Origin of the sequence: Levilactobacillus tujiorum, assembly GCF_012641185.1 — a bacterium.
GTDB classification, from domain to species: domain Bacteria; phylum Bacillota; class Bacilli; order Lactobacillales; family Lactobacillaceae; genus Levilactobacillus; species Levilactobacillus tujiorum.
Map to the genome: position 1 here is coordinate 2,075 of NZ_JAAXLK010000003.1, position 24,509 is coordinate 26,583.

General features: G+C 47.9%; 25 protein-coding genes and 1 other annotated feature. Of the genes, 16 read left to right on the forward strand and 9 right to left on the reverse strand.

What is annotated here, in order from left to right; all coding sequences use genetic code 11:
• Positions 1-97: 97 nt before the first annotated feature.
• Entirely contained in the window at positions 98-1,315 is a 1,218-nt protein-coding gene (locus HF569_RS01830; protein WP_168901109.1) for a DUF2075 domain-containing protein, read from the reverse strand.
• A 90-nt stretch (positions 1,316-1,405) separates the two neighbouring features.
• Entirely contained in the window at positions 1,406-1,921 is a 516-nt protein-coding gene (locus HF569_RS01835; RefSeq protein ID WP_168850627.1) for a monooxygenase, read from the reverse strand.
• A gap of 123 nt (positions 1,922-2,044) precedes the next feature.
• On the opposite strand from HF569_RS01835, the gene HF569_RS01840 reads away from it, so the two are divergent.
• The 6 genes from HF569_RS01840 (at position 2,045) to HF569_RS01865 (ending at position 7,124) form a co-directional block, all read left to right on the forward strand.
• Complete coding sequence (locus tag HF569_RS01840) at positions 2,045-2,785, forward strand: MBL fold metallo-hydrolase (protein ID WP_168901110.1); 741 nt, start codon at positions 2,045-2,047, stop codon at positions 2,783-2,785.
• Positions 2,786-2,986: 201 nt separating this feature from the next.
• Positions 2,987-3,394: a transcriptional regulator SpxA gene (spxA, locus tag HF569_RS01845; RefSeq protein WP_168850629.1), complete on the forward strand. Its 408-nt coding sequence runs from the start codon at positions 2,987-2,989 to the stop codon at positions 3,392-3,394.
• A 146-nt stretch (positions 3,395-3,540) separates the two neighbouring features.
• Entirely contained in the window at positions 3,541-4,263 is a 723-nt protein-coding gene (locus HF569_RS01850; RefSeq protein WP_168850625.1) for an adaptor protein MecA, read from the forward strand.
• Between the two features lie 209 nt (positions 4,264-4,472).
• Positions 4,473-5,285 carry an EAL domain-containing protein gene (locus HF569_RS01855; protein ID WP_168901111.1) on the forward strand — a complete coding sequence of 271 codons (813 nt, stop codon included), beginning with the start codon at positions 4,473-4,475 and terminating at the stop codon, positions 5,283-5,285.
• A complete protein-coding gene (locus tag HF569_RS01860; protein WP_168901112.1) occupies positions 5,278-5,787 on the forward strand; it encodes a hypothetical protein in 510 nt (169 codons plus the stop codon). Before HF569_RS01855 ends, HF569_RS01860 begins: the two co-directional genes overlap by 8 nt.
• A 14-nt stretch (positions 5,788-5,801) precedes the next feature.
• Positions 5,802-7,124 (forward strand): glycosyltransferase family 2 protein, encoded by a 1,323-nt coding sequence (locus HF569_RS01865; RefSeq protein WP_168901113.1) that lies wholly within the window; start codon positions 5,802-5,804, stop codon positions 7,122-7,124.
• Positions 7,125-7,856: 732 nt separating this feature from the next.
• Here HF569_RS01865 and HF569_RS01870 read toward each other — a convergent pair.
• Together HF569_RS01870 and HF569_RS01875 are read right to left on the reverse strand one after the other, a co-directional pair.
• Positions 7,857-8,423: a class I SAM-dependent methyltransferase gene (locus HF569_RS01870; RefSeq protein WP_168901114.1), complete on the reverse strand. Its 567-nt coding sequence runs from the start codon at positions 8,421-8,423 to the stop codon at positions 7,857-7,859.
• Positions 8,420-9,061 (reverse strand): phosphatase PAP2 family protein, encoded by a 642-nt coding sequence (locus HF569_RS01875; RefSeq protein WP_168901115.1) that lies wholly within the window; start codon positions 9,059-9,061, stop codon positions 8,420-8,422. Before HF569_RS01875 ends, HF569_RS01870 begins: the two co-directional genes overlap by 4 nt.
• A 227-nt stretch (positions 9,062-9,288) precedes the next feature.
• Positions 9,289-9,487 (forward strand) — a binding site (T-box leader).
• Positions 9,488-9,556: 69 nt separating this feature from the next.
• Here HF569_RS01875 and leuS point away from each other — a divergent pair.
• Positions 9,557-11,986: a leucine--tRNA ligase gene (gene leuS / locus HF569_RS01880; protein WP_168901116.1), complete on the forward strand. Its 2,430-nt coding sequence runs from the start codon at positions 9,557-9,559 to the stop codon at positions 11,984-11,986.
• A 252-nt stretch (positions 11,987-12,238) separates the two neighbouring features.
• On the opposite strand, the gene HF569_RS01885 is transcribed toward leuS, so the two are convergent.
• Together HF569_RS01885 and HF569_RS01890 are read right to left on the reverse strand one after the other, a co-directional pair.
• The gene (locus HF569_RS01885) at positions 12,239-13,003 is read right to left on the reverse strand and encodes a flavodoxin family protein (protein ID WP_168901117.1); all 765 of its coding nucleotides are present in this window, start codon (positions 13,001-13,003) and stop codon (positions 12,239-12,241) included.
• 466 nt (positions 13,004-13,469) lie between these two features.
• The gene (locus tag HF569_RS01890; RefSeq protein WP_168901118.1) at positions 13,470-13,778 is read right to left on the reverse strand and encodes a hypothetical protein; all 309 of its coding nucleotides are present in this window, start codon (positions 13,776-13,778) and stop codon (positions 13,470-13,472) included.
• A 221-nt stretch (positions 13,779-13,999) separates the two neighbouring features.
• Here HF569_RS01890 and HF569_RS01895 point away from each other — a divergent pair, with 221 nt between their 5' ends.
• Together HF569_RS01895 and HF569_RS01900 are read left to right on the forward strand one after the other, a co-directional pair.
• The gene (locus tag HF569_RS01895) at positions 14,000-15,643 is read left to right on the forward strand and encodes a putative polysaccharide biosynthesis protein (RefSeq protein WP_168901119.1); all 1,644 of its coding nucleotides are present in this window, start codon (positions 14,000-14,002) and stop codon (positions 15,641-15,643) included.
• Between the two features lie 12 nt (positions 15,644-15,655).
• Positions 15,656-16,375: a 16S rRNA pseudouridylate synthase gene (locus HF569_RS01900; protein ID WP_168901120.1), complete on the forward strand. Its 720-nt coding sequence runs from the start codon at positions 15,656-15,658 to the stop codon at positions 16,373-16,375.
• 112 nt (positions 16,376-16,487) lie between these two features.
• Here the strand turns inward: HF569_RS01900 and HF569_RS01905 are convergent, their stop codons facing one another.
• Together HF569_RS01905 and HF569_RS01910 are read right to left on the reverse strand one after the other, a co-directional pair.
• Entirely contained in the window at positions 16,488-16,820 is a 333-nt protein-coding gene (locus HF569_RS01905; protein ID WP_168901121.1) for a nuclear transport factor 2 family protein, read from the reverse strand.
• 131 nt (positions 16,821-16,951) lie between these two features.
• On the reverse strand, positions 16,952-17,782 hold the full coding sequence (locus HF569_RS01910; RefSeq protein WP_168901122.1) for an NAD(P)H-hydrate dehydratase: 831 nt from the start codon (positions 17,780-17,782) through the stop codon (positions 16,952-16,954).
• 149 nt (positions 17,783-17,931) lie between these two features.
• Here HF569_RS01910 and pepV point away from each other — a divergent pair, with 149 nt between their 5' ends.
• The 4 genes from pepV to HF569_RS01930 all read left to right on the forward strand — a co-directional run bounded on the left by pepV (position 17,932) and on the right by HF569_RS01930 (position 21,047).
• Positions 17,932-19,332 carry a dipeptidase PepV gene (gene pepV, locus HF569_RS01915; protein WP_168901123.1) on the forward strand — a complete coding sequence of 467 codons (1,401 nt, stop codon included), beginning with the start codon at positions 17,932-17,934 and terminating at the stop codon, positions 19,330-19,332.
• A 33-nt stretch (positions 19,333-19,365) separates the two neighbouring features.
• Complete coding sequence (locus HF569_RS01920; RefSeq protein WP_168849494.1) at positions 19,366-19,863, forward strand: universal stress protein; 498 nt, start codon at positions 19,366-19,368, stop codon at positions 19,861-19,863.
• Positions 19,864-20,110: 247 nt separating this feature from the next.
• On the forward strand, positions 20,111-20,422 hold the full coding sequence (locus tag HF569_RS01925; RefSeq protein ID WP_168901124.1) for a PadR family transcriptional regulator: 312 nt from the start codon (positions 20,111-20,113) through the stop codon (positions 20,420-20,422).
• A gap of 16 nt (positions 20,423-20,438) precedes the next feature.
• Positions 20,439-21,047 carry a DUF2812 domain-containing protein gene (locus HF569_RS01930; RefSeq protein ID WP_168901125.1) on the forward strand — a complete coding sequence of 203 codons (609 nt, stop codon included), beginning with the start codon at positions 20,439-20,441 and terminating at the stop codon, positions 21,045-21,047.
• 63 nt (positions 21,048-21,110) lie between these two features.
• Here HF569_RS01930 and HF569_RS01935 read toward each other — a convergent pair whose 3' ends face one another.
• Positions 21,111-21,437 carry a PepSY domain-containing protein gene (locus tag HF569_RS01935; protein WP_168849491.1) on the reverse strand — a complete coding sequence of 109 codons (327 nt, stop codon included), beginning with the start codon at positions 21,435-21,437 and terminating at the stop codon, positions 21,111-21,113.
• 382 nt (positions 21,438-21,819) lie between these two features.
• Here HF569_RS01935 and HF569_RS01940 point away from each other — a divergent pair, with 382 nt between their 5' ends.
• The 3 genes from HF569_RS01940 to ytpR all read left to right on the forward strand — a co-directional run bounded on the left by HF569_RS01940 (position 21,820) and on the right by ytpR (position 24,328).
• Entirely contained in the window at positions 21,820-23,235 is a 1,416-nt protein-coding gene (locus tag HF569_RS01940) for a MucBP domain-containing protein (protein WP_168901126.1), read from the forward strand.
• A gap of 97 nt (positions 23,236-23,332) precedes the next feature.
• Complete coding sequence (locus HF569_RS01945) at positions 23,333-23,665, forward strand: thioredoxin family protein (RefSeq protein ID WP_168901127.1); 333 nt, start codon at positions 23,333-23,335, stop codon at positions 23,663-23,665.
• A 21-nt stretch (positions 23,666-23,686) separates the two neighbouring features.
• A complete protein-coding gene (gene ytpR / locus HF569_RS01950; protein WP_168849489.1) occupies positions 23,687-24,328 on the forward strand; it encodes a YtpR family tRNA-binding protein in 642 nt (213 codons plus the stop codon).
• Positions 24,329-24,509: the final 181 nt, after the last annotated feature.

Here is a 24,509-nt window from a genome sequence, read left to right on the forward strand (position 1 = left end):
CAGTTGAGTCTTCCTTTTGTAGGAAGGCTTTTTTGTTGAATAAGAAAATAGACGGTAAGATGAAGTCCAATTGACTAACATCTTACCGTCTATTTGGTTAGGCCCAACGTTGTTGTAAATAGTGTCGTAAGTGGTCATCGTGAGCGTATAGATAGAGTCCCTTGACGCCACGCTTCATTAAAACGTTGATTGAATTGAGAATCAGCTGACGTTTGACCTGCGCAATTTCTACGGGGTCGGTTAGGTCGGAGCGGCGCTTAAAGGCCTCAACATCCGTGTAACGATCAAGATGAACCGCTAACTGATGGTCTTGATCTAGACTGACGGGTGGCCCCAAGATAATGCCGACGTAGTTGAGGTCGAAGCCTTGGCAGGTGTAAATTGAGCCCACTTCATTAATCGTTTGCGGGAGCTCGGCCCACGGGGTACTCGTATAGTTGTATTGATCCCAGGGAAGGTGAAAGCGACCTTCAGTAATATAGTGTTTACCGCCATCTAACGTGGAAGGGTACCCAGAAGTGGCGACTACTCGCGAGAGGCCCACTTCACGGTTGCGTTGGACGACAGCTTGGCGCATGGCTTCAGCATCGTCGAAGACACGTAGGTCATAGTTACTGCCCACGTGTGTTGGTAACGGTGTGAGGTGCTGGTGAGTGAACGCGTTAATCCAACGCACCAAATCGTCACTAGCCTGCATCCGGAATTGGTGGGTTAACCGATACTCTGCATGCGTGTAGGGGGATACCAGCGTTTCCAAACGTTGCTCCGTCCAAAAACTCTTCATCCGCAGAACCTGCGTCTCATCGAAGACGAGAATAATGACTTTGGCCGAGCGCATCAGTGAGGTGAGCTGATTGTCACCGTAAAAGTTATTGTAGTGATCAGCCTGGGATAACAGTAAATGCGCTTCATCAATAACTAGGACATCCGGGTGAACGCGTCCCTTAGTCGTTTGATTGATGAGGGACGTGGGTCGTTGAAAGTCTTTCTTTAGTAAGTGCTGCTGATGACCGGCAATCTCGCGGTAAACTTTCAGAATCTCTGGGTGGTTGACCAGAAAGTAATTTTCGGTGTGCGCTAAAGGCGAATCGGTCGCCGTGCGGGCTTGCTTTTGCAATTGATTAAATAGATGTGCTAACACCACGCTCTTACCCGTGCCGGCGTCACCATATACGGTGAAGATGGCCGGTCCTGGCTCGTTCAAATGCGCGGTCGTAAATTCTAGAATCTGGTTGACTAAATTTCCCTGTTCCGTGGTTAACGGAAGGTCGGGAGAGATCTTTTGTGTTGCTGCGTTCGTTGATTGGCTAAACAACCCATCGCCTGCTTTCTAAAAAGTGAATACTGCCATTGTACCGCGATTGGCGACCAAATGAAAAACCCTTCATCAACTGAAGGGCTAAAGTTAAGCTTGATCATGTTCGGGCTGCTTTTTAGGTGGGGCAAGTTGATACGTTGCCGCGTGGAAATTATTTAGTGAAGTTGCATATTTGGTAAAGGGTGCAAATTTATTAGAACGACGCCAAATCATAAAGGCATCGCTACTGTCCCAGATCGTCAATAAGATGTACTCGCTGCTATTCTTAAGTTTGGATAGGACCAACATCGTTGTCATACCGTCGGGCAGCGGATTAGCCGCAATCTTGTTGACTTCGCCTTCAAAGACTTTGGCACTCTCTGCGTTCAGATCGAAATAGTTGAAACTGAAGAAGCCTTGCCAATCTGGTTGACCGTGTTCAATTTTGACTTGATAATCCAGATGGCTCGTAAAAATACTCTCCTGACCAGAAATATCTAACAATTGTAGATCTTTAGCACCGCCAGTGGCCGCTAACAGAACGAAACGACGATCAGAATTTTGCTTGACGATTTTATCTAGAAGATCGCGACTACCGAAGGTCAATGATAATTGATGGAGCATGCTCATCCCTCCTAACTTGATTTCACTTCTATTATAATAGTCTCGGTCAGAAATACGAAGCGTTTACACTCTGTGGGAGACGCGCTACACTAGTGACAGAACAAAATTGAGAGGATGATTTTGATGAAATTGACGGTTTTAGGGTGTTACGGTGGCTACCCCCACAATGGAATTGGAACGAGCAGTTATCTCATTACTAGCGGTGAGTTTCACTTGCTATTGGACTGTGGGAGTGGGGCATTATTGGCTTTGGAAAAACAATTGAGTCCCCTCCAACTGAACGCTGTGTTACTAACGCACTATCATCACGACCATACGGCAGATCTCGGGGTCTTACAGTACGAATGGCAGCTGGCCCCAGGGGCAAAAGCGGAACCAATTCTACCGATTTATGGTCATACGGCAGACCCGTTGAACTTTGGGAGTCTAACGTGGCCTAACTCTACGGTTGGTCGGGCCTACAATCCGGCCAAAACGTTAAAATTAGGGCCGCTGAGCATCGACTTTATTCCAACCCATCATCCAGTGCCGGCTTATGCGCCACGGATTACTGAAACAGCTACGGGGGCTTCTTTGGCCTTTACAGCGGATACGGCGGCTTTTAGCGGCTTAACGGACTGGGCCCGGCACGCCGACGTTTTACTGGCCGATACGAACTTTTATGCCGACCATCAGGGAACCGCTTGGCATCTGACCTCAACGCAAGCGGGTGAGCTCGCCCAGCAAGCGCAAGTTAAGCGGTTATTGTTGACGCACTTGCCGCAAACGGGGGATCTTAACCAATTGGCCACTGAAGCTCAGGCGGCAGCCGGCAGTGACATTCCGGTGGAAGTCGTCAAGCCCCAAGCTATTTATGAAATCTAATACTATTAATTCGCAAAATGTTAATTGGACATCATCTAATAATCGACTAATATGCTGATCCCGTATATGATTTTGCCAATTAATAGACTAATGGGTAGTTATTGTTTATAACTTTTATTGTTAAAAAGCCTTTTCTTTCTCGAAAAATGCTGTATAATGGGTTTATTAAATCATTTATGCAAAACGAGGGAGGAAAAGATGATGACAGTCACGCTCTACACATCACCCAGTTGTACATCTTGCCGTAAGGCTCGCATTTGGTTTGAAGAACATGGCATCGCGTATCGTGAACAGAACATCTTCTCCGAACCCTTAACGATCAATCAGATTAAGTCAATCTTACGCTTAACTGAAAATGGGACCGAAGAAATCATCTCGAAACGGTCGCGGGTTTATCAAACCTTAACGGTAGACCTAGACGAATTGCCTTTGCGAGAAATGTATGAATTGATTCGCCAGAATCCGGGGATTTTACGGCGGCCCATCATGGTCGATGATCGTCGTTTACAAGTCGGATTCAATGAGGAAGAGATTCGACGTTTCTTACCGCGCCAAGTGCGTGAACTCGAATTACAACGGGCACAGCGATTAGTCAATGGGAACGAATAAGCTTAATTAGTTGCATCTAACTGGATTTGTGAGAGAATATTACTTGCAGTCCAGTTTTTTTGTTATGATTACTTTACAAGACAAATAAAATGGCTAGAATGAGACACAAGGACAATACCCAACCCACGAGAAAGGGGTGTTATTCAATGGAAATGGAACGAATCAATGAAAATACGATTCGAGTGGTCATTGGCAACGATGATCTGAGCGAACGCGGTATTACCGTCTTAGATCTATTGGGCAACCACAAACAAATCGAAGGCTTTTTCTATAGTATTTTAGAGGAAGTCGATGTTGACCACCAATTTCAAGATAACGACGCGGTCACCTTCCAGGTGCTGCCAAATCGTAATGGTCTTGAGTTGTTTATCAGCAAGAATGCGGATGAGGACAGCGCAACAGACGTTGATATTACGGATGCTAGCGTCGACAGCAGTCACCCCGATCAAGTGTCGGATCAGATTAAGGCGCACTTGTTAGAGAAGGACGGGCAAAAGGACATCTTCTCCAGCTATAAAGCGACGACAAGTGATTCCAACGATATTGAAGATTATTTGAATGACGAAGGTCAGCCAACGACGACTCGAGTGGTTCGGTTACATTCGTTTGAAGATATGATTAGTTTAGCGCGGGTGCTTCATTTGGAGAACGCCGCTTCTAACCTATATCAATACAATGGTGTGTACTATTTGGAACTCATCTTCTTTGTCAATGAGTCATCGCGCGAATCGATTAAGGATGAGCTGTCGGTCGCCTATGAATATGGGGACAACACTAAGGTTGCGCCTGATGTTTTAGCAGAACATGGAAAATTAATTATGGAGCACAGTGCGTTGGAATTGACGCGCTACCACTTTTTGAGTGATTAGGCTTCGGTTTGTGAGACGAGTTCCCTTCGGATGAGGGGGGCCCGCCTTTTTAATATGATTAAGTTAATCAAAATAATTGGAATACTACTAGAAAATTTAACTTTACCTGCTATAATTGCTTATCGGATGAATTAGTAATTACATGAATCATAAGGATAAATAGTGGTTTACGTGATGGATTGATTAGAACAACCATTAGGAGTGAGGGTATGAGTTTAGGCCAATTAGAAAGTTACCTGTTGTGGGCGACAGCGGTAATGGCAGTGGTCGTGATCCTGACAATTTTGATCTATTATTGGTATTCGCGCAAGAATTCCAACAATTACTTGGAAAATGATGACCTAGAATTACGTTATTTTATTCAAAAACAAGTCGATTATCGGGGCCAAACGACGGGGTACGAGTGTCTCTTACGCCAGCATCATGCGGATGGCACGTGGTCGTTGCCCCAAAAGCTAGATTCGTTGCCTTTACAACGCGTTATTTTTCTGCTGACCGATACGTTCAAGTCACTACCTGAAGAGCCCATCACGCTCTCCATTAATCTCGAATTCGATCAGATCCTTAGTCCGGATTTTCATTACTTTGTCCGGTGGGCCTTGGCGAGAATTTCGCCCATGAAGTTAGCGGTGGAATATACGGCTAGCGTCAATCAGCCGCGGCATAAGCGGTGGTTATTTCGGCGGCGGATTCGTGAGGCCCGGGCTTACGGGATGCAATTCGGAATTGATAACGTGGGGGCTTCCCTGAATAACTTGAAAAGTATTGAGTGGATCCTGCCAGAGGTTGATTCACTGAAGTGCTCCATGCGAAGTTTTCGGAAGACGGACCCCGATGAGTGGCTGGATCTCAATCTGCAATTTTGGAACCGGTTGTCTCAGCGCAACCATATTGAACTCATTTTGATGGGCATTGAGGACGCCAGTGATCAACGGTTAGCCGATCAGCTAAAAATTCAGACACGGCAGGGCTACTTATTCGCCCGGCCGACTAATCCGAAGAGGGGGTATGATCATGAGTAAGCAGTCTAATAATCGACAACAGCTTTATTCGGATGATTACTTTGAAAAGGGCCACTGGGGATTGAAAATCTGGCAAACGCTGGTGGGGCTCTTCGGCTGGGTCTGTGTGATTGTCCCCATTGTAACGACAGTCCTGTCATTCTGGGCAGCCTATCATCCCCATGTGCTTCACTTGTGGTCCTACAATGAAGGGATTTTTGAGATTAAATTTATTGGGATTATTCTGCTGTTTAGTTTTGCAGTGGTCTCGCTATTTGCGGTCGGGATGACGATTATTCAGAATCGTAAACGGGACCGGGTGGTTGAACAATGGCCGACCTTTAATCCCATCAATCAACGTAAACGTGAGGATCAACTGGAGAAATTTATGGATGACCGGTTTGGCAATCGAGAATTTCGGGAGCACGTACGTCACTATCAAGTTAAGCCAGAACAAAATTTAGACACGGATCAAATTCACCAATTGTATGAGCAGCACGACTTAAATGATTTAGATGAGTAGGAGGGGAGCGTAACGTGACCAACATCTTCATTGACAGTATTTTACGGGCAACCGTTGGTAAAACGATTCTGAATATATTTTTGCTGATTCTTTGCCTGTATCCCGTAGTCGGGTCGTTCTTTTGGTTTACGGGTGCGCTGTCCTATCGGTTCTTAAAAACCAATAAGCGTGATGGCGAGGCGCCGGCCATTCCTGCGGCTGAACAGCCAATGGTGACCATTATGATCCCTGCCCATAATGAAGAAGTCATGATTGAGGAGACCATCACGTATTTATTTGAAGACCTCAACTACGATAATTTTGAAGTCCTCGTCATGAATGATGGGTCGACCGATCAAACGGGACCCATTATTGAGCGGCTGCAGCTAAAGTATCCCCGTCTCAGGACGGTTGAAATCCTGAAGAATAAAGGGAAAGCGCACGCGTTTAATATTGGGATGTATTTTGCCAAGGGCGATTATATTCTGAGTAACGATGCGGATACGATTCCTGAGCCCGATGCGTTGCTGAAGTACATGAATTTCTTTATGCGCGACCGGGATATGAATACCTCAGCCGTTACGGCCAACATGGATGTGCAGAACCGCACGTCTTTATTAGGTAAGTCACAGACGGTTGAGTTTACCAGTATCGTGGGGGTCATTAAACGCAGTCAAACGGCGGTTAACGATTCCATGTATGCTTATAGTGGCGCCAATACCATGTATAAGAAGTCATTTCTGATTGACGTGGGGGGCTTTCGTCAGAACCGGGCCACCGAAGATATCAGTATCGCTTGGGACCATCAGATGCTGGGGGCCGTCCCCCGGTTTGCGCCGAATATTATCTTCCACATGAATGTGCCGGAAACAATTCGTGATCTTTACCATCAGCGCAAACGCTGGGCGCAAGGCGGCACGGAGGTGTGGTTGACCAACATCAAGAAGTTTTTACGGCACCCAATCGAACACCGCTACCAATGGTCGATGTTTGTCGACTCAACCCTGTCGATCATTTGGTCCTTTTTCTTCACGATCACGTCGGTAGCCTTCATTGGGTTGATGGTATCTTTCTTGATTACGGGCGATTATGAACGGGTAATGCACGGCATCATGATTTCCTTTATCTTTGTGACGTTTGAAATGTTCGCTGGCTTTATGCAATTGTTGGCCGCCCTGATTCTTGACCATCACGGGGCCAAGTTGAAGTATCTCTTCTTTGCGCCGCTATACATGTTGTTCTACTGGATGGTGAATCCCATTACCGTGGTGATGACGTTTATTCCAGCGCTCAAGACCATTTTGGGGTTCGGCTCGGGAACCTGGGTTAGCCCCAAGCGGCAGTCGATGAAGAAATGATAGCTGCTGAGCTAAACCGCAACGAGTGGTTCATGAAATAAATTGGGGCTAGAGGTTGAAACTTAAAAGGGGTTCTGTAAAAGCTGTGGCATTACATTTGAATGATTGAGGAATAGATAAAAAGATAATTTCTGCCGCCTTGCCGTTCGCTAAATTTGAGCTGGAACGTTGTGGGGAGGACGGCTAGAGCCATAGAGCGGTCTCTAGCCTCGCTTTGACCCGAAGAACACGTGTCAAAGTCGCCATTTACCAAGAAAACCACTTGGTAAATCCCACGACTGAGCTCAAATTTGGCTCGCTCTCGGCTACACAGACATTGTCATCTATATTTGCTAAGTGCTGATGTACCAAGTGATTAAACCGATTTGCTAATCGAAGACTAAAATAACCGGAGGAGGGCAGAGGTGGAGCCAGCCGTGACGACGGTGTTAGCCGATTTTTCGGCTTACAGCGTGGGACGTGTTTGGAGATCGGTGAACTTCCGAGCTTCAAACCGAGCTGGAGGACCGCTTCTCAGGCCGCAAGCGATCCCCACAGCAGGCGGAATCTCTGCCAGCCGCAGGTGCCGGGTTTAGGCTATTTTTCAGACTAAAATCCTGGTCACTTTAGCGTTGGTAATGTTTTTGGTCCTTTCAACCTTTAGATTGGGTAAAAAAAAGAGGCAAAGCCAACGACGAGTCATACTAGGCCGTGTCGTTAGCTTTACCTCTTTTTTGGCGTGATAGAGACCACTTAACGCCGTTCAATTGCCAATAAAAACGGTGGGTGATGAATCTGATTGATGAAGCCGTACTGTAAGACTTGATAAGTCTTTTGCGGCAGTTGTTGGCAAAAGGCTAAGACAGCATCACGTTCGGTGAGACCACCTGGGTGACCAGAGTAAACCACGAGGATCACCCGGCCACCACGGCGTAGATGGTCGAGTAGTGCTTTGACTGCGGTCAGAGTTGTGCTGGGATGGGTGATCAGGGATTTGTCACCACCAGGCAGATAGCCAAGATTGAAGATGGCGCCGGCTACCTGAGTTTCGGCGGTTAGGAACTCGCCGACGTGTTCATGCCCCATGGCGTGGAGTGAGACCTGCGGCGCTAATCCCGTCAGGTTCAATTGCGTTTGTGTTTCTTGCAGGGCTGCTGGTTGAATATCAAAGCCGATGACCCGGCCAGAATGACCCACCAGATTAGCTAAGAATAGGGTATCGTGACCGTTGCCGACGGTGGCATCAACCACCGTGTCGCCGGGACCGACACACTCGCTAAGTAGGGTGTGACTATAAGCTAAGGCATTTGGTAAATTCATGATAAATCATCTCCGTGACGAGTTAAGTACCATTGCGTAACAGTTAATAAAACGAAGCCAATCGACCAGCCCGCCACCACGTCGCTCGGGTAGTGGACGCCGACATAAACGCGGGATAAGCCAATGATGACAATCCACACGCTCAGCACGCCAATTAAAAGCCAGCGGTAGTAGTGGTGACGCCGCAGGTACCAGCCTAGTAAGACGATTAACGTGCCCCACAACAACATGGCGGTGATTGAATGCCCACTAGGAAAACTGTAAGAGCTGGCTGCGACTAGCCGATCAACGGTGGGCCGATCACGGCGGACCACGTGTTTAATGATGCTATTGCCAATGCCAGCCCAAACCAAGACGTTCCAGCCTAGGAATAAGGCATCGCGGTAGCGCCGAGCAATGACCAGAATGGCGATAATGATGAGTGTGATCCAGGTTACGGGCTGAGGATTACCAGACTTGGTGATCGTGATAATGGCCTGGGTCAGACCGTGTGGTAAAGGGTGACGTACCAAGCTGATCATCGTTTGGTCGAACCAGGCGAGCCAAGTTTGCTGATAGACGACGCCAATGAGGTCCAATAGAAAGATGATGCCAGCGCCTAAGGTGAAGCGCCAGCGAAGATGGGAAATCGGTGGCAAGAAGAGCCGCCTCCTTTATGGATTAAGTACCAATTATTTTACGTAGATCGTATCCCAATCAGTATAGCACATTGCGTGGTAGAAACGCGGCGGTAAGACGGGTGCGTGGGGATGAATGAAGGGGGCTAGCGGCCAGTGCCAGTGACGGGTCTAAAAAGACCGGCTCCAATTCCCGGTTTTCCTTGATTTTCTAAAGGGGGTTTGCTAAGATGAAACCAATTTGATTATTCAAGACGTTGATGAGAAGTAGTAGTTCTAAGGAGTATTTAGAAAGCGGATGGTCGCTGCAAATCCGTTACTTCTGGGATGAACTTATCTCTGAGTCTTTCTGCCGCAAGGTGGGCGTTTGGCGACGTTATCAGCCGGAATGAGCCCCAGAGTGACTTTGGGGAAATGTAGGTGGTACCGCGCTTAGACGCCCTACAGTAGCCCATTTTGGACTACTGGGGGCTTTTTTTGTGGCACGACGTCGGATTGAGAAAGGGAGCGAAGTTTTTGGCTTACAAACACGAGATTATTGAGCACAAGTGGCAACATTACTGGCGGGTCAATGATACCTTCAAGACCGCTGACAACCAGAGTAAACCGAAGTATTATGTATTGGATATGTTCCCATACCCTTCTGGTCAAGGGTTGCACGTGGGACATCCTGAGGGTTATACGGCAACGGATATTATGGCCCGGTTGAAGCGGATGCAAGGCTTTAACGTTTTGCACCCAATGGGATGGGATGCGTTCGGTTTACCAGCCGAACAATATGCTTTGAAGACAGGGCATAATCCTAAGGACTTCACGGCTCACAACATTAAGAACTTTAAGCGGCAGATTCGCTCACTAGGCTTCTCCTATGACTGGAGTCGCGAGGTCAACACGACCGATGAGTCTTTCTACAAGTGGACGCAGTGGATCTTCGAACAACTCTACAAGAAGGGGTTGGCTTACGAAGACAAGATCATGGTCAACTGGGCACCAGACTTCATGGGTGGAACTGTTGTGGCTAATGAAGAAGTCGTGGATGGTAAGACGGAACGGGGCGGCTACCCCGTTTACCGGGTCCCAATGCGCCAATGGGTGCTGAAGATCACGGCTTACGCTGACCGGTTGATTGATGACTTGGACGACCTGGACTGGCCTGATAGCATCAAGGAAATGCAACGGAACTGGATTGGTCGTTCCGAAGGTGCCAGCGTCTTCTTCCCAGTTGCTGGGCAGGAAGATACCAAGGTCGAGGTCTACACGACGCGGCCGGACACGCTATTTGGGGCAACCTACATGGTGCTGGCACCAGAACATGCTCTGGTTGATCAAATTACGACGCCGGAACAAGCCGATGCCGTTAAAGCTTACAAGGAAGCCATTGAAAGCAAGTCGGATCTCGAACGGACTGATTTGAACAAGGATAAGACTGGGGTCTTCACCGGCGCATACGGCATCAACCCGTTGAGCGGTAAGAAGTTGCCAATCTGGATCGGTGATTACGTGCTGGCTTCCTACGGGACTGGGGCTATTATGGCCGTACCAGCGCATGATGACCGGGACAATGAGTTCGCTCAGAAGTTCAATCTGCCAATTACTCAGGTGATTGCTGGCGATGACGATACGGATGTTCAGAAGGCAGCATACACCGGCGATGGTGAACACATCAACTCTGACTTTATGAATGGGATGGACAAGAAGACGGCCATCAAGGCAGCTATCGACTGGCTCGAAGAACATGATGCTGGCCACAAGCAGGTTAACTTCCGGCTACGTGACTGGATTTTCTCCCGTCAACGTTACTGGGGTGAACCAATTCCAGTTATTCACTGGGAGGATGGGGAAACCACGCTGGTACCTGAAGACGAATTACCATTGAAATTGCCAGCCGCTAAGCAACTGGAACCTTCTGGTACCGGAGAAAGTCCACTGGCCAACCTGACCGACTGGGTGAACGTGGTTGACGAGAATGGTCGTAAAGGGAAGCGAGAAACCAACACCATGCCACAATGGGCGGGGAGTTCATGGTACTTCTTGCGTTACATTGATCCACACAACGATCAAGCCATTGCCGATCCTGACAAGCTGAAGTACTGGATGCCCGTCGACCTGTACATTGGTGGTGCCGAACACGCCGTCTTGCATTTGCTGTACGCACGGTTCTGGCACAAGTTCCTCTACGACCTTGGCGTTGTGCCTACCAAGGAACCTTTCCAGAAGTTGGTTAACCAAGGGATGATCTTGGGAACCAACCATGAAAAGATGTCCAAGTCTAAGGGAAACGTCATCAATCCCGATGAAATTGTCGAGAAGGATGGGGCCGATACTTTACGCCTGTACGAAATGTTTATGGGACCACTGGAAGCTTCCAAGCCGTGGAGCACGGAAGGCATCAATGGGTCTCGTCGCTGGTTAGATCGGGTATGGCGGTTGTTGATCGATGATAACAACCATCTCCGTGACCGCGTAACGATGATTAATGACGGTAAGTTGGATAAGATCTACAATCAGACGGTTAAGACGGTGAGTGAGGACATGGAAGCCATGCGCTTTAACGTCGCCATCTCACAACTGATGGTCTTCGTCAACGAAGCCTACAAGACGGATAGCTTACCATTGCGCTACATGGAAGGCTTCGTCAAGATGATTTCACCAATCGTGCCGCATATCGCCGAAGAGCTCTGGTCATTAATGGGCCATGACGAAACGATTGCTTACGAAAAGTGGCCAACGTATGACCCTAAGCAATTAGTCGAAGATGTGGTTGAGATGGTCGTTCAAGTTAACGGTAAGGTCCGTGCCCACTTGAAGGTGGCTAAGGACGCCGCTAAGGACGAAATTGAAACTGCTGCACTGGCTGACGATACGGTAAAGTTACACACGGATGGGAAGACTGTTCGTAAGGTCATTGTGGTACCGGGCAAACTGGTCAATATCGTGGCGAACTAAAATTAAATTGATTTTGTAATTTGGGGTGTCAGTGACTTTCTTAAGTGAGAGTGACTGGCACCTTTTTTTGTTGGAAATTTGGGAGGCCAGGATAACATGGCGAGTCGATCAGTGTGTTTCTGAGTGAAAAGGCGCATTACGAAATGGCTTAGTTGTGATTACTAATGACCATGAGAAAAACAGCTCCCAGTGAGGAAGCTGTTTTTAGAAAATCCATTGGTGATGGCTCTATTCGCATGTGATAACATTGGCTTACCGACGACGGTGGCGAACAAACGTGAAGAAGTGAAGGATGCTGGCCAGTAAAATGTAGAAGATGATCACAAAGCTGGCGTAGGTCAGCCAGAATTTACCAGCTGCAAAGACACCGAACCACCAAGCTTGCAGGCCCATAGTAATCAGCGCCATGACAGCGATCATGAAGAAAAGCAATATGTAACGTTTCAAGGTATTATCATCCTTTCGTGGTCGGTTGGTAATCTTCTGAGCCAGCCGATGACATTCTGCCAGTTTGGATTCCCGTGGCGCGTGGGTGCCCCAGGTTCCAGTACCAACAAATTCACCCACCTTGATCAACCCAGCGCCGGTTAAGACGCGATCGATGGTCACAAAGGTTTGATCAGTAATCCCGGTGAAGAAATTCTCCGTTGAGCTGATAAAGCAGGTCGTCATACTCAAGTAATGCTTGTTCTTATATTTGCCGGGTAGGGTATCTGCTTTTGAGGTCATCCGAACCAGTCGGAAGCGCATGCAGTCAAAGAACTGCTTCATCACGCCTGACATGCCACCCCAGTAGGTTGGGGCACAGATGATCCAGAAATCACTAGCGGCCATCTTGGCCTCGATCTCGTCGAGTGCTGGGCAAGCCTTTTCCTTGGTATCTGGATAAATATCGTAGTCTCGTAAAAAGACGGTTTCAACCTCAGCCGAGTCCGGTAGGTCGTCTAAGACAGCTTGAAGGTAGCCAGCAGTAATGCCATGACGCTCGTGACTACCCAATAATGCTAAGTAACGCAAACTAATCGCCTCACTTTAAGTTAAGTCTAATTGATGACAACTACTTTGGCAGCGCCATCAATAACTATATAACTAGTATACCGCATATTGGAGATGCTTGAAGCCATAGTTTACCTAAAGTTTAGTGTGTTAGCTGTTTGTGGTCGGCAGTAGTTCTTTAATTTTCGATAGCCGAAATGTGCTGCACCAGGCAGACTCCTGTGCTTAACCCCATTAAGCCAAAAAGCCAAGCCCGGGCTTTTTATCTTAATGACGTTAATGCTCGGTGGTAGTTCTTTAATTTTCTATAGCCGAAACGTGCTACACCAAACAGCTAGCTGCGCTTAACCCCATTATCCTAAAAATCCAAGCCCGGGATTTCCAGGATAATGACGTTAATGCTCACTAGCTAAGCGTTTGGTTCCGCACTCTTTTACACAAAAAGCCCTCGCGGACCAACCGGTCAACGAGGGGACTTAGTGCTTAACTATTGCAGTAATTCTGTTAAAATAGCGAAGAACCGGTGTTTAACGACTTCATCTTCGCCGTCCTTGGAAAACTGGTAGTTGAGTAAGTGACGGTCAAATTCGTGGAAGAAAACGTCAGCCATCGTTTGATAATCGCTATCATTGGTCTGGTCGATCCGCTTAAAACTACGCCAGGTTGCGTAAATGAGTTGAGCGTCCGGTACTTTTGCTAACTCTGGAAAATGTTGTCGGATACTTTTGGTCATCCGCACAACCTGTTTCGCTCTTTCCGGGGACATCTGCATCTCCGGCGTTGCCGTTTGCGTCATAATGGCATTCCTCCTTGAATAGTCTGTTTCCTGACTACTTCCAGCATACCACTGTTCGGCGTATCCGGTAAGCAAACCGCGGCGGCCAGCTCATTTATAAATCTTTACCGAAACCTGACCTTTACGATTCCCAAGCTATGGTATAATAATTGTTTGATTAGCTCGACATTTAGTCGAGTATGGATTACGGTGAATTTTAGAAATTGAAAGTAGGGTGTCAAATGTCGACAAGGTCTGATCATACCGGTAATCAAACCGTGAGTGCACAGGATCAAATGGTCTCAGGTTCCGCGTGGATGACGGCCGGGAGTATTTTTTCGCGGATTTTGGGTGCGATCTATATTGTTCCCTGGAGTATCTGGTTCGGGACGTTCTTCCTGCAAGCCAATGCGTTGTATGGTAAGGGCTACAACATCTACAGTTTCTTTCTGATTGCGGCAATTGCCGGGGTTCCTTCCGCGATTGCTAAGCAGGTTGCACACTACAATGCGTTAAATGAATATGGCATCAGTGTCCGGCTCTACAAACGGGGGTTAGTCATTGCGCTGCTAACGGGAATCAGCATAGCCTTGCTGCTATTCGTGGGGGCACCACTATTTACCGGTGGTGATCGACATTTAATTCCGGTGCTGCATTCGCTGGCCTGGGCGATCTTGATTATTCCAACCATGAGTCTGACGCGGGGCTATTTCCAAGGCTTTCAGCAGATGGCGCCTTCCGCAATCTCACAGTTTGTGGAGCAACTAGCGCGAGTGGCTTACATGTTGCTGACGGCCTTTGTCATCATGTACGTGATGAAGGGCGACTGGGTCAGTGCCGTGTCACAGTCAACGCTGGCGGCGGCCGTTGGGGCGCTGTGTGGACTGATTGTCTTGGGCGTGTATTACTGGCGGCGACGCGACCATTTTCGCGGGTTAGTGGCTGGTAGTAATAACGAACTCGTTGTGCCGGCTAAACAATTATATAAAGAAATTATTGCCCAAGCGGTGCCGTTCATTATTTTGGGTGCCGGGATTACGATCTTTCAATTGATTGATCAGTATACCTTTGCGCCGATCATGCATTTGGCGGGGAATTACTCCGACGCCTATTTGAATGATCTTTTCGCGCTGTTTGGTGTCAATGCGAATAAATTGATTATGATTACCATTTCGTTATCGTCAGCATTGGCGGTAACGGTCGTGCCTTTATTGTCGGAAGCCTATACGCGCGGCAATAAGCATGAAATTTCTGGCCAATTGACGAATGCGTTCCTCATGTTTGAATTCGTCATGATTCCGGCCGCTTTGGGGATGGCTGCCGTGGCGCGGCCATTGAACATTGTCTTTTATGGTCAAACGCAAGAAGCGTTGGGATCTTCAATTTTGGCGTTCTCGTCATATCTGTCAATCTTGTTGGGGCTGTATACCGTTGTCTCGGCGTTGATGCAAGGAATCTCGCAAAATCGGCGGGCCGTTCACTACTTCGCGGTGGGAACGGTCGTGAAATTCATCGTCCAATGGCCATTGGTGTACCTCTTAGGGGCGTTTGGCCCATTAGTGGCGACCGGAATTGGTCTCTTCGTGACGTGCTACCTGATTATCCACTCGCTGGATGTTCAATTTGGCATTAACTATGCCACCATTGCCAAGAAGACCAACGGCATCTTATTGGCGTCAATTGGGACGTTTGCCATCGCCCGGGTTGTGGTGATGGTCGGGAGTTTAGCGGGGAGTAATGGCCGGATCATCAGTTTTGTGGTGACGGCCATCGCAGCTGCTTTAGGCGGTTACTTCTACGTTTACATGACCCTGAAGAGTCGGTTAGCCGATGCGATTATCGGCGACCGGGTGGCTGGTATACGACGGCGGTTACACATTCACTAGGAGGCAATGGCAATGAACATTGAACGTTACTTAACGGATCATCGGCAGGGAACACCGCGGCAGATCTTGCGGTTGCTGCGACAGGGACGGGTCACCGTTAACGATGCGGCAGTCGATTCGCCCCTGACGGATGTGGTCAAAGCCGATCAGGTCCGCGTGGATGGGATGGCCGTGACGGGACGTCAGCCCCAGTATTTAATCTTCAATAAGCCAATTGGGTTTCAGCTGAGTATGGATCCTACCAGTGCGCATAGCCTGGGAAGTCTGCTGAACACCTTGGATCAGGTCCGTCCGTTAAAAGCGTTGGCCGACCTGCCTAAGGAAGCCACCGGACTGGTGCTGGCAAGTGACGACGACCATTTTCTAACAGATGTGGCGGCCCAGAAGTGGGTCAGCACGCTGCGGATGCCACTGGCTGGTGTGGTGACTGAGTTGCCGACTCTAGCCGCTGATTTGACGTTTTCGGCGGTTAAATTGGTTCCGGATACGCTCCACCAGACCACGACGGCCACGGTGCAAACGCGGGATTTGAACGCGGCGGTTCCCACGTTACTCGCGTTGAAAGCGATCAATGGTCCGGTCAGTCGGATAGCCTTGGGACCGATGGCCTTACCGGTTGATCTATCGGTAGCTTCATATCGCGGATTGTTTCCAACGGAAATTGATGACCTGAATGGTCCATTGGAGTCGTCAACTGAGAGCCAAACGGAAACGTCTTCTAAGTTAGGCTAGTTATGCTGTGGCAGGATGATAATGCCGGCGATATTCTTATTAATTTTAGTTAACTAAAAACAGGAAGCAATCTCAGCGTGAGGTTACTTCCTGTTTTCGTCTAGTTGGCGATTTAATCTGGCAGAATGGTGACGTTAACCAGTCGATTATCTTTGATCGTCATCCGAAAAGGACTGGTGCCATTAAAGCCGTTGCCGGTGACGACCAGTTGGACGGTCCAAGTCGTGGCGTCGTCTTGGGTGAAATCCTGTAATTCAAAGTGGGATTGCTTACCAATATTGTCGGTTTGATTCCAGTTCGCAATCTCAGTTGGGCCGTGATACTCGGTTCCCCAATCATTGAGAACGGCATCAGGCGTGAATTGGGCGACAAATTGCTGGGAATCACCGGCATTGGTGGCGGCAATAAAATTGGTAATTGCTGATGGTAAAGTTAAATCATCCATAAATGCATGCTCCTTTGGCAAGGGAGTCAACGGTGTGGCTCCGAAAGTATCTTTAGTATGCCGACTTAGGGCGCTTTTTACAAGCCAGAACAGGTGTTAACTAATTCAGCCGTATCTCTGTGAAATTTACATCAGACCAAAGCTTCGTGTGCCTTCATAAATTGTGGCAAGACGTCGATGATTTGGTGGGGTAACACCACGTATTGTTTCTCCGCTAACATTTCGGCAATCGCACTGTGGCTGTAAACGGCGGCGAGAACGGCATCAGTAGCATTGCTAAACTGAGCAACAAAGCCGCCGACCATCCCCGCTAAGGTGTCGCCCATCCCGCCGGTTGCTTGGGCGGGCGTCCCCAGTGGATTTTCATACACAGCAGTGGGCGTGTAGATCTGGGTGCGGTGGGATTTGACCACAACAGTTGCGTTGAGTTTAGCGACGGCGGGCTGATTGTTAGCTACCGTTTGATCGGCGATGGCGATGCCGCTGAGTCGTTGCCATTCCATCTGATGCGGCGTAAAGATCAGGTGTGCCTCGGGAAGCGTCAGGTGATGCTGGGCGATTAGGGTAATGGCCGACCCGTCAATCACCACGTGTTGTTGCGGTTGAAGGGCACTGAAGGTGGTGTTTAGAGCCATTAAGCCAGCCTCATCCGCACCCAGGCCGGGGCCGATAACGACGACATCAGCGGACTGGACGAGGCTTTTCAGCTGTTCATGATTATTCAGATCGGCAAACATGGCTTCTGGCAGGCGAGCATGCAGACTCGTCTGATTGCTGGCATCGGTAATGGTGGTTACCAGCCCGGCGCCAGCATAAACGGCAGCGGCACTGGCCATCAGAATGGCACCACCGAAATTACGATTGCCGCCGATTAGCGTCACCCGGCCGTAAGTTCCCTTGTAACTGTCGGCTGGGCGTTGCCGGATGGTTTTGGTCAGAATGGATTGCGAGAGCGTTTCCATTATGAATTCCTCCTCAAAATTGGTTTCGCTTTCAGTATAGCATTTTAGTGGTAGAAAACGGCTTACAATTCGCCAGGGTTATGCTAAAATTGACAATAAGTATACTTTGGACATTGTTGTAGTCCGAAAAAATTAAAGGAGGTCCAATCATGGCAATTGATTGGCAACAGTTATCTGAACAGTACCGCGAGGATTATGTCGCTGACTTGACGACTTTAGTTGGCATCGACAGCGCACGTGATGATTCTAAAGCAACTGCAGACTACCCACTCGGTCCCGGCCCCGCAAAGGCACTGATCGCCTTTCTGGGATTAGCAGAACGTGATGGTTTTACTGTCAAGAACCTCGATAATTTGGTCGGTTACGTTGAATATGGTGAAGGTGATGAGACGTTAGCTATTCTCGGGCACGCTGATACGATGCCTGGTGGCAAGGGCTGGCATACTGATCCATTTACACTGACCAAGAAGGACGGCAACTTGTATGGTCGGGGAACCTCTGACGATAAGGGACCAGCATTGGCCGCTTACTACGGGTTGAAGATGATGAAGGATCAAGGGATTAAACCGACGAAGAAGATTCGGTTCATTATCGGTACTGACGAAGAGAGTGACTGGACGGGGATGCACCACTACCTCGATCTGGAACCAGCGCCAACGTTAGGGTTCTCTCCCGATGCTGAATTTCCATTAATCAATGGTGAAAAGGGTAATGTCACCTTTGAAAGTCACTTTGGCGGGGCCAACGGTGGCAGTGTCACGTTACGTGAATTCGATGCGGGATTGCGAGAAAACATGGTCCCACGGGATGCCGAAGCAACGGTTGAAGGTGCTGATGCCGATCAAATGGTGGCCGATTTCAACGCCTTTACTGCCGAACAACCGGTAACGGGTACGGCCACGGCCGATGAAGCTGGCGTGCACCTCCAAGTGATTGGTAAAGCAGCTCACGGGATGGAACCTAAGAACGGGATTAATGCCGGAACGTATTTGGCGAGCTTCCTGACGGGATATGACTTTGGCGGCGACGCTGAAGACTTCTTGGCGCTCTTAGCTAACGAATTGCATGACGATTCACGGGCTCACAAGCTGGGCTTGGCCTTCACCGATAAAGTCATGGGTGATCTGACCATGAACGTTGGTGTGATGACCTTTACCGCCGATAAGGGTGGTCTGATCAACACTAACTTCCGTTACCCAACGGGCATTGGGGCCGCGGAAATCTTAGTCGGCTTGCAGAAAGCAACTGAGATGATGAACGTGAACATTGAGCAGGGCCGTGAAATGGTGCCACACTACGTTGATCCTAGCGATCCAATTGTGACCACACTGATGGACGTTTACCGGCAACAAACCGGTGATACTGACGCCCAACCAGAAGTTGTCGGTGGCGGGACTTATGGCCGCTTGATGAAGCGTGGGGTAGCTTTCGGTGCTTTATTCCCTGGTACCCAGGACACGATGCACCAAGCAGATGAATTCCAACCAGAAGATGATTTAATTAAGGCGATGTCCATTTATGGGCAGGCAACCTATGAGTTAACGAAATAGGGTGACGAGAGCACCCACAAGGGAGTGGTAAAAATGTCCGAACGCTACGAGCGGATTCTAGTTGGAGTGGATGGTTCCCGGCAAGCAAAGCGTGCAGTGGAAAAAGCCATTGCGGTTGCTGTCAGAAACGAAGCTGATTTAATTATTGCCACCATTATGACGGGTGGCGATTACGTGGGAATCGGCAATAATACTAAGGTCGGTTTCGGCTTTGTTGATCAGGAAGTCATGGATGAGGCCCGCCAACGTTCGGAACAGACCGTCGCTGCGTACCGTAAACAAGCGGAGGAGGCAGGTGTCAAACACGTTGAAACGTCCGTGTTCTATGGTCATCCAAACATTGACCTTGCCAAGACCCTACCGCAGGAATACGGGGCTGATCTGATTATGATTGGCGCCATTGGTTCCAATGTGGTTGAACGTATGTTGATGGGCTCCACGGCCAGCGCGGTGGTGGCTAATGCGGTGACGGATGTATTGATCGTCCGGACCGACATGTCGAATCATTCTAATAAGCTTAAACACGTTTAAACTGACTGGTAGCCAAGCGTCTTGGTTGGCGCCAGTGACTCGTGTTAAGGGAAAGGCTACCTGTTAGGGTAGCCTTTTTTGTGTCACATTTTCCTGCTGGAGCAGGCGGGATTTCTGGCAGTCGGCGTGTGATCGGAATTATCATTGAGAGATTTCACTTGAATAAAACCCGATAAGCAGTTAGACTATATATAGTTGATCTGTATATAGTCTAACTTTACATAAGAAAGGGCGATTCAGGAGGAAAATGACACGAAATAAGAATTTACCATTAACTGAAACGACGTATTACATCTTACTAGCCCTCACACAACCCCTCCACGGTTACGCGGCAATCCAAGAGATTGAACGGTTGAGTCAGGGCACCGTTAAAGTGGCGGCGGGCACCATGTATGGGGCAATTGAGAATTTGCTGAAACTAAAGTGGATCAAGGAGGTACCCAGCAGCGACAAACGGCGGCGGGTGTATCACATCACGGAAACGGGTCAATCAATTTTACGATTAGAGACGCAACGATTACGGGACTTGGGGAAGCTGGCTGAACAGTTCGGCTATTAGAAATGGGGAGAAGAAGATGAAAAAATTTCGCGTGTTTTTGAGCCTTGATAGCGAGGAAAATTGGATTAATACGATTCAGGAAGGTGGTTACCGCTTGGATTGGGTAAATCCATATCTGCATTGCTACACGTTTCAAGAGTTGACGGCTGACGACCAATTCAATCCCTACACACGCTTGGATTTTCGGGATAAGGGGATGAGTCGGCGTGACTATCAGGCCTATCGCCAATTCTTTAGCGATAGTGGGTGGCGGTTAATTGCTGGGAGTCGTCATGGTGGCATCCAATATCTTCAGCAGAAAACAGCAACTTCGGATCGGGATATCTTTTCGGATGAACAATCCAAGGCTAGCGTAAAGCGCCGATTCGGCCGGTTCAGTTTCGCTTATGCAACGTTTTTCCTAACTTACGTCTTTGTCTACTGGTGGCTGACTGGTAACATCAACTTTTTGGATATTAAAAGCTGGTACTTAACGCCCGGGCTGTGGCAGATGCAGGGAGAATGGTTCTGGAAAGCAGTTTTGTTTGAGACACCATTTGTGTTGATGCGGGTGGCGCCGCTGTGTATATTTCTGATTGTCGGTATATACGATTTGTGTCGGGCAATTCAAAATGGTTATCGTTAACGGAAACGCAAAAAGTGGCACGTTGAAATCTCAGCGTGCCACTTGTGTTTAAATCGTATTCAATTAAAGACGGTGAATATCAAGGACACTTCCGGTGTTGGCGTCGGCCACAAATTGGTATTGAACTAATTTGTCATCCTCATAGCGGGTGATACCACCATAATAAACGCGAGATTTAACCGCAAATTTTTGGAAAGGCACCGCATGCTTCTCAATCCAGGCGCCTTCAATGGGGGATTCTTGGCGGAACTGATGCTTGACCCGTTCTAAGATGTTGTCGGGGTTCAAACGTGAGCCGCCACCAAAGAAGCGCGTGATGAAAATGCCCATGAGACCTCCGATTACACCGGTAAGGCTCAGTTGATAAAGTTGTCCGTTTCTAGCAGTCATCCTACCGCCTCCTCAGCAGTTATTGTTATAGACGTGTAAAAGTTTTAACTGCCCTTAGTATAGCAATGTTTGGCCGGAAGTTCCCGTAAAAAGGCAGAAAAGTTGCGAAAATAATTTTGTGGCTAGTATACGCAGACTCTGACAAGATGTAAAGGTTAACTATTTGAGAAAACGATTATTTGTTAGTCTTGATAGATTGTGGCAGATACATAGGTGAAATTAATGTTGATTCTATGAACGTTTAAAGCTAAATTATGAATATAAGGTTTGTGACATATTTGATAAGATGGATAGACTAGCAATGATCGTAGCATTGTTCCGATGATTTTATAATTGTTTTTACTCGATTTATTAGTTCTTACATAGAGATGAGGAGCCGCAGATGATTAAACAATCACGTGTATTAGGTAAAATGAGGCCTGCTTTTGCCGGTCAAAAACGTTGTCAATATTTAGCATTATTAGGAGTTTCGCTGTTCTCCGTGGCATTGACTCAAGAAAAAACAGTCACCGCGCAAGCAGCGGAAACTGGTAGTCAAATTGAAACCATCGGTAAGCGGATTGCTTCGGAAGATAAGGGATCACTTGTAGAGAAACCTGTGGTGGCACCGGTCACGGCTGATGTGGTCAACACTTCTGGCTCAGAAGAACAACCGGATAAGCAGGCACCATCAGCACCGGTTGCAGGTGATCAAGAAGTTGAGACTGAAAATATGGCTACCAAGCGAGACACACAGGAGGACAGGGATGTAGCTGGATCTAACCTGGCGAATACGGCTGACGCTGGTAATAAGGCAACGGCCACCAGTGAACAGATAGCGGATAAGGATGACGATAATCCAGTACCGTTACGTGAAACGACGTCTGTGCCGAATCAACCAACGCCCTATAAAAATCAAGTTACCAATGGCACACAATCAACAGCAAATGTGACGCCAAAAAAGACGGCGAAGGGTAAGGTCTACGTTCGTTACGTGACCGACCTGGGTGGTGAATTGCTCAAGGATGTCATGACCGGGCACGTGGGGGATAAATTTACGGCTGAGAGCTTAGAATTTACGACTGGCGACGATAAAGATTTCATGTTGAAGGATCCTTCACGAATCAGGGGTATTTATGGGACGCAAGCGCAAACGGTGACCTTTACTTATCGGGTTCCACGGGTACGTGCTACGTCTATAGGCGAGATGGGCATTTTCACTATTACTTACGGGGATGGTAGCTTAAAGTCGGTTCAAATTATCGACGGAGGATTTGAAATCAACCTGATCAAGGATATTCAAGGGCAGCCGGCCATTTCGGTGCAGACGATACCAGCGGGAAAACGGGCTTATTGTTCAACTAACAACGTGATTGATCGCGGCAAGTACGTTGGACTTTTCAATACGAAGAAGTATAGTTATATCTTTGAAAAGTCCTACGGCAGTGACACTATCCAAGTGTTGAAAATAAATAGTGAGACCGGTCATTTAACCGTTCAACAGATAGCAGCACAAACTAAAGTGGACGCAGTAGCTAGAGCATTGGACATCGGTCAAGATAGTGTGTTTGAAACATTTTGGCATAAGTTAGCGACTGGTCGTCAGTCATATGAGAGAGCACCTTATCAGAGTGCTGGCAAGCTAATCGCAGCGAGAAATCTTACGGGTAACCAACTTAAGGTTGGTGGTCCTTCAGAGATGCTGGCAAGGTTGCCACAGACTTCTGAGAAATCGACTAAGATGACGGTGTTAGGATACATTGGGCTAGCGCTCTCAGGTGTGATGGTTTTCTTGGTAAAGCGGACAAGGCGACTGTAAAATGAGGAGATTAGGCTAAAACTTTGTAATCCCCCGGCCACATTGCTATAATGATGTTTGTGTATTTTTTAAACTTAAATAAAGGAGTGCTTACCTCATGGAACAATTACCCAAAATGTCAGCCGCTGATTTGAAAGACGTCGTTAAAGATGGCAAAATCATGTTATTCTTTTCCGCTACTTGGTGCCCGGATTGCGCCTTCATTAAGCCAGCAATGCCCGACATTGAAGCTGAATATCCTGATTTTAAGTTTATTGCGGTCGATCGTGACGAAAATATCGACTTGGCTGCCGAATTAAACGTTTTCGGCATTCCTAGTTTTATTGCCTACGAAAATGGCACTGAAATTGGTCGATTAGTCAATAAAGATCGTAAGACTAAGGCTGAAGTTGAAGAATTTATTAATTCATTGGCAACTAACGCCGATTAAACCCGTTGGAAAGGATCCCACATGTTAATTGCTAGTTACAATCCCCAAGAGTTAGGGGATACATTGATTGTTATCGTTGCTCAAGATACGCCTAAGCAGGCCCACACCGTTCGCGATGGCATTGCCCGGATTTACGATGCTGAAACGGAAAAGACGTTGGGCTATAATTTCTTAGCTATTTCTAAGATCTTGCCAAACATCAGTGGCAACGGCCAAGTCATGTTGACCGTTGATGATGTTGCGGCCTTAAATGCTGCTTTGGAAGACGCTGGATTCAACGGTGAATTGGTCGCTCAGACTGAGTCTAAATTTGTCGTAGGTTACGTTAAGACGGCAACGCCACATCCTGATTCTGATCATTTGTTAGTCACGGATACGGTCGTGGATAATGATCAATCCGTTCAGATCGTGAGCGGATCGCCCAACATGCAGGCGGACATCAAAGTGGTCGTCGCTAAAGTCGGTGCGATGATGCCCAGCGGCTTGATTATCTGGCCCGGCGCTTTGCGTGGCGTTGAGAGTGACGGCATGATCTGCTCCGGCCGGGAGTTAGGCTTGGCCAATGCGCCTCAAAAGCCAGGAGCCTTAATCTTGCCAGACGATTACGAAGTTGGCGAACCGTTTGATTTTGAACGTGGCCAAACGATCTTCTCAGCTTCATAAAATTGCTTAAGAAACATTACGAAAGCGGGTTAGCCCTTGTCGGCAACCCGCTTTTTTGTGTACAATAGGGGAGATTGACTTTAACCATTCTAAGCGAATTGGTTAGTCGGGTGAAACGAATGCCCATTGATCGATTAAACATCTAAAAAAGACAACTTGATCCATCGAATCATCCTGGTAG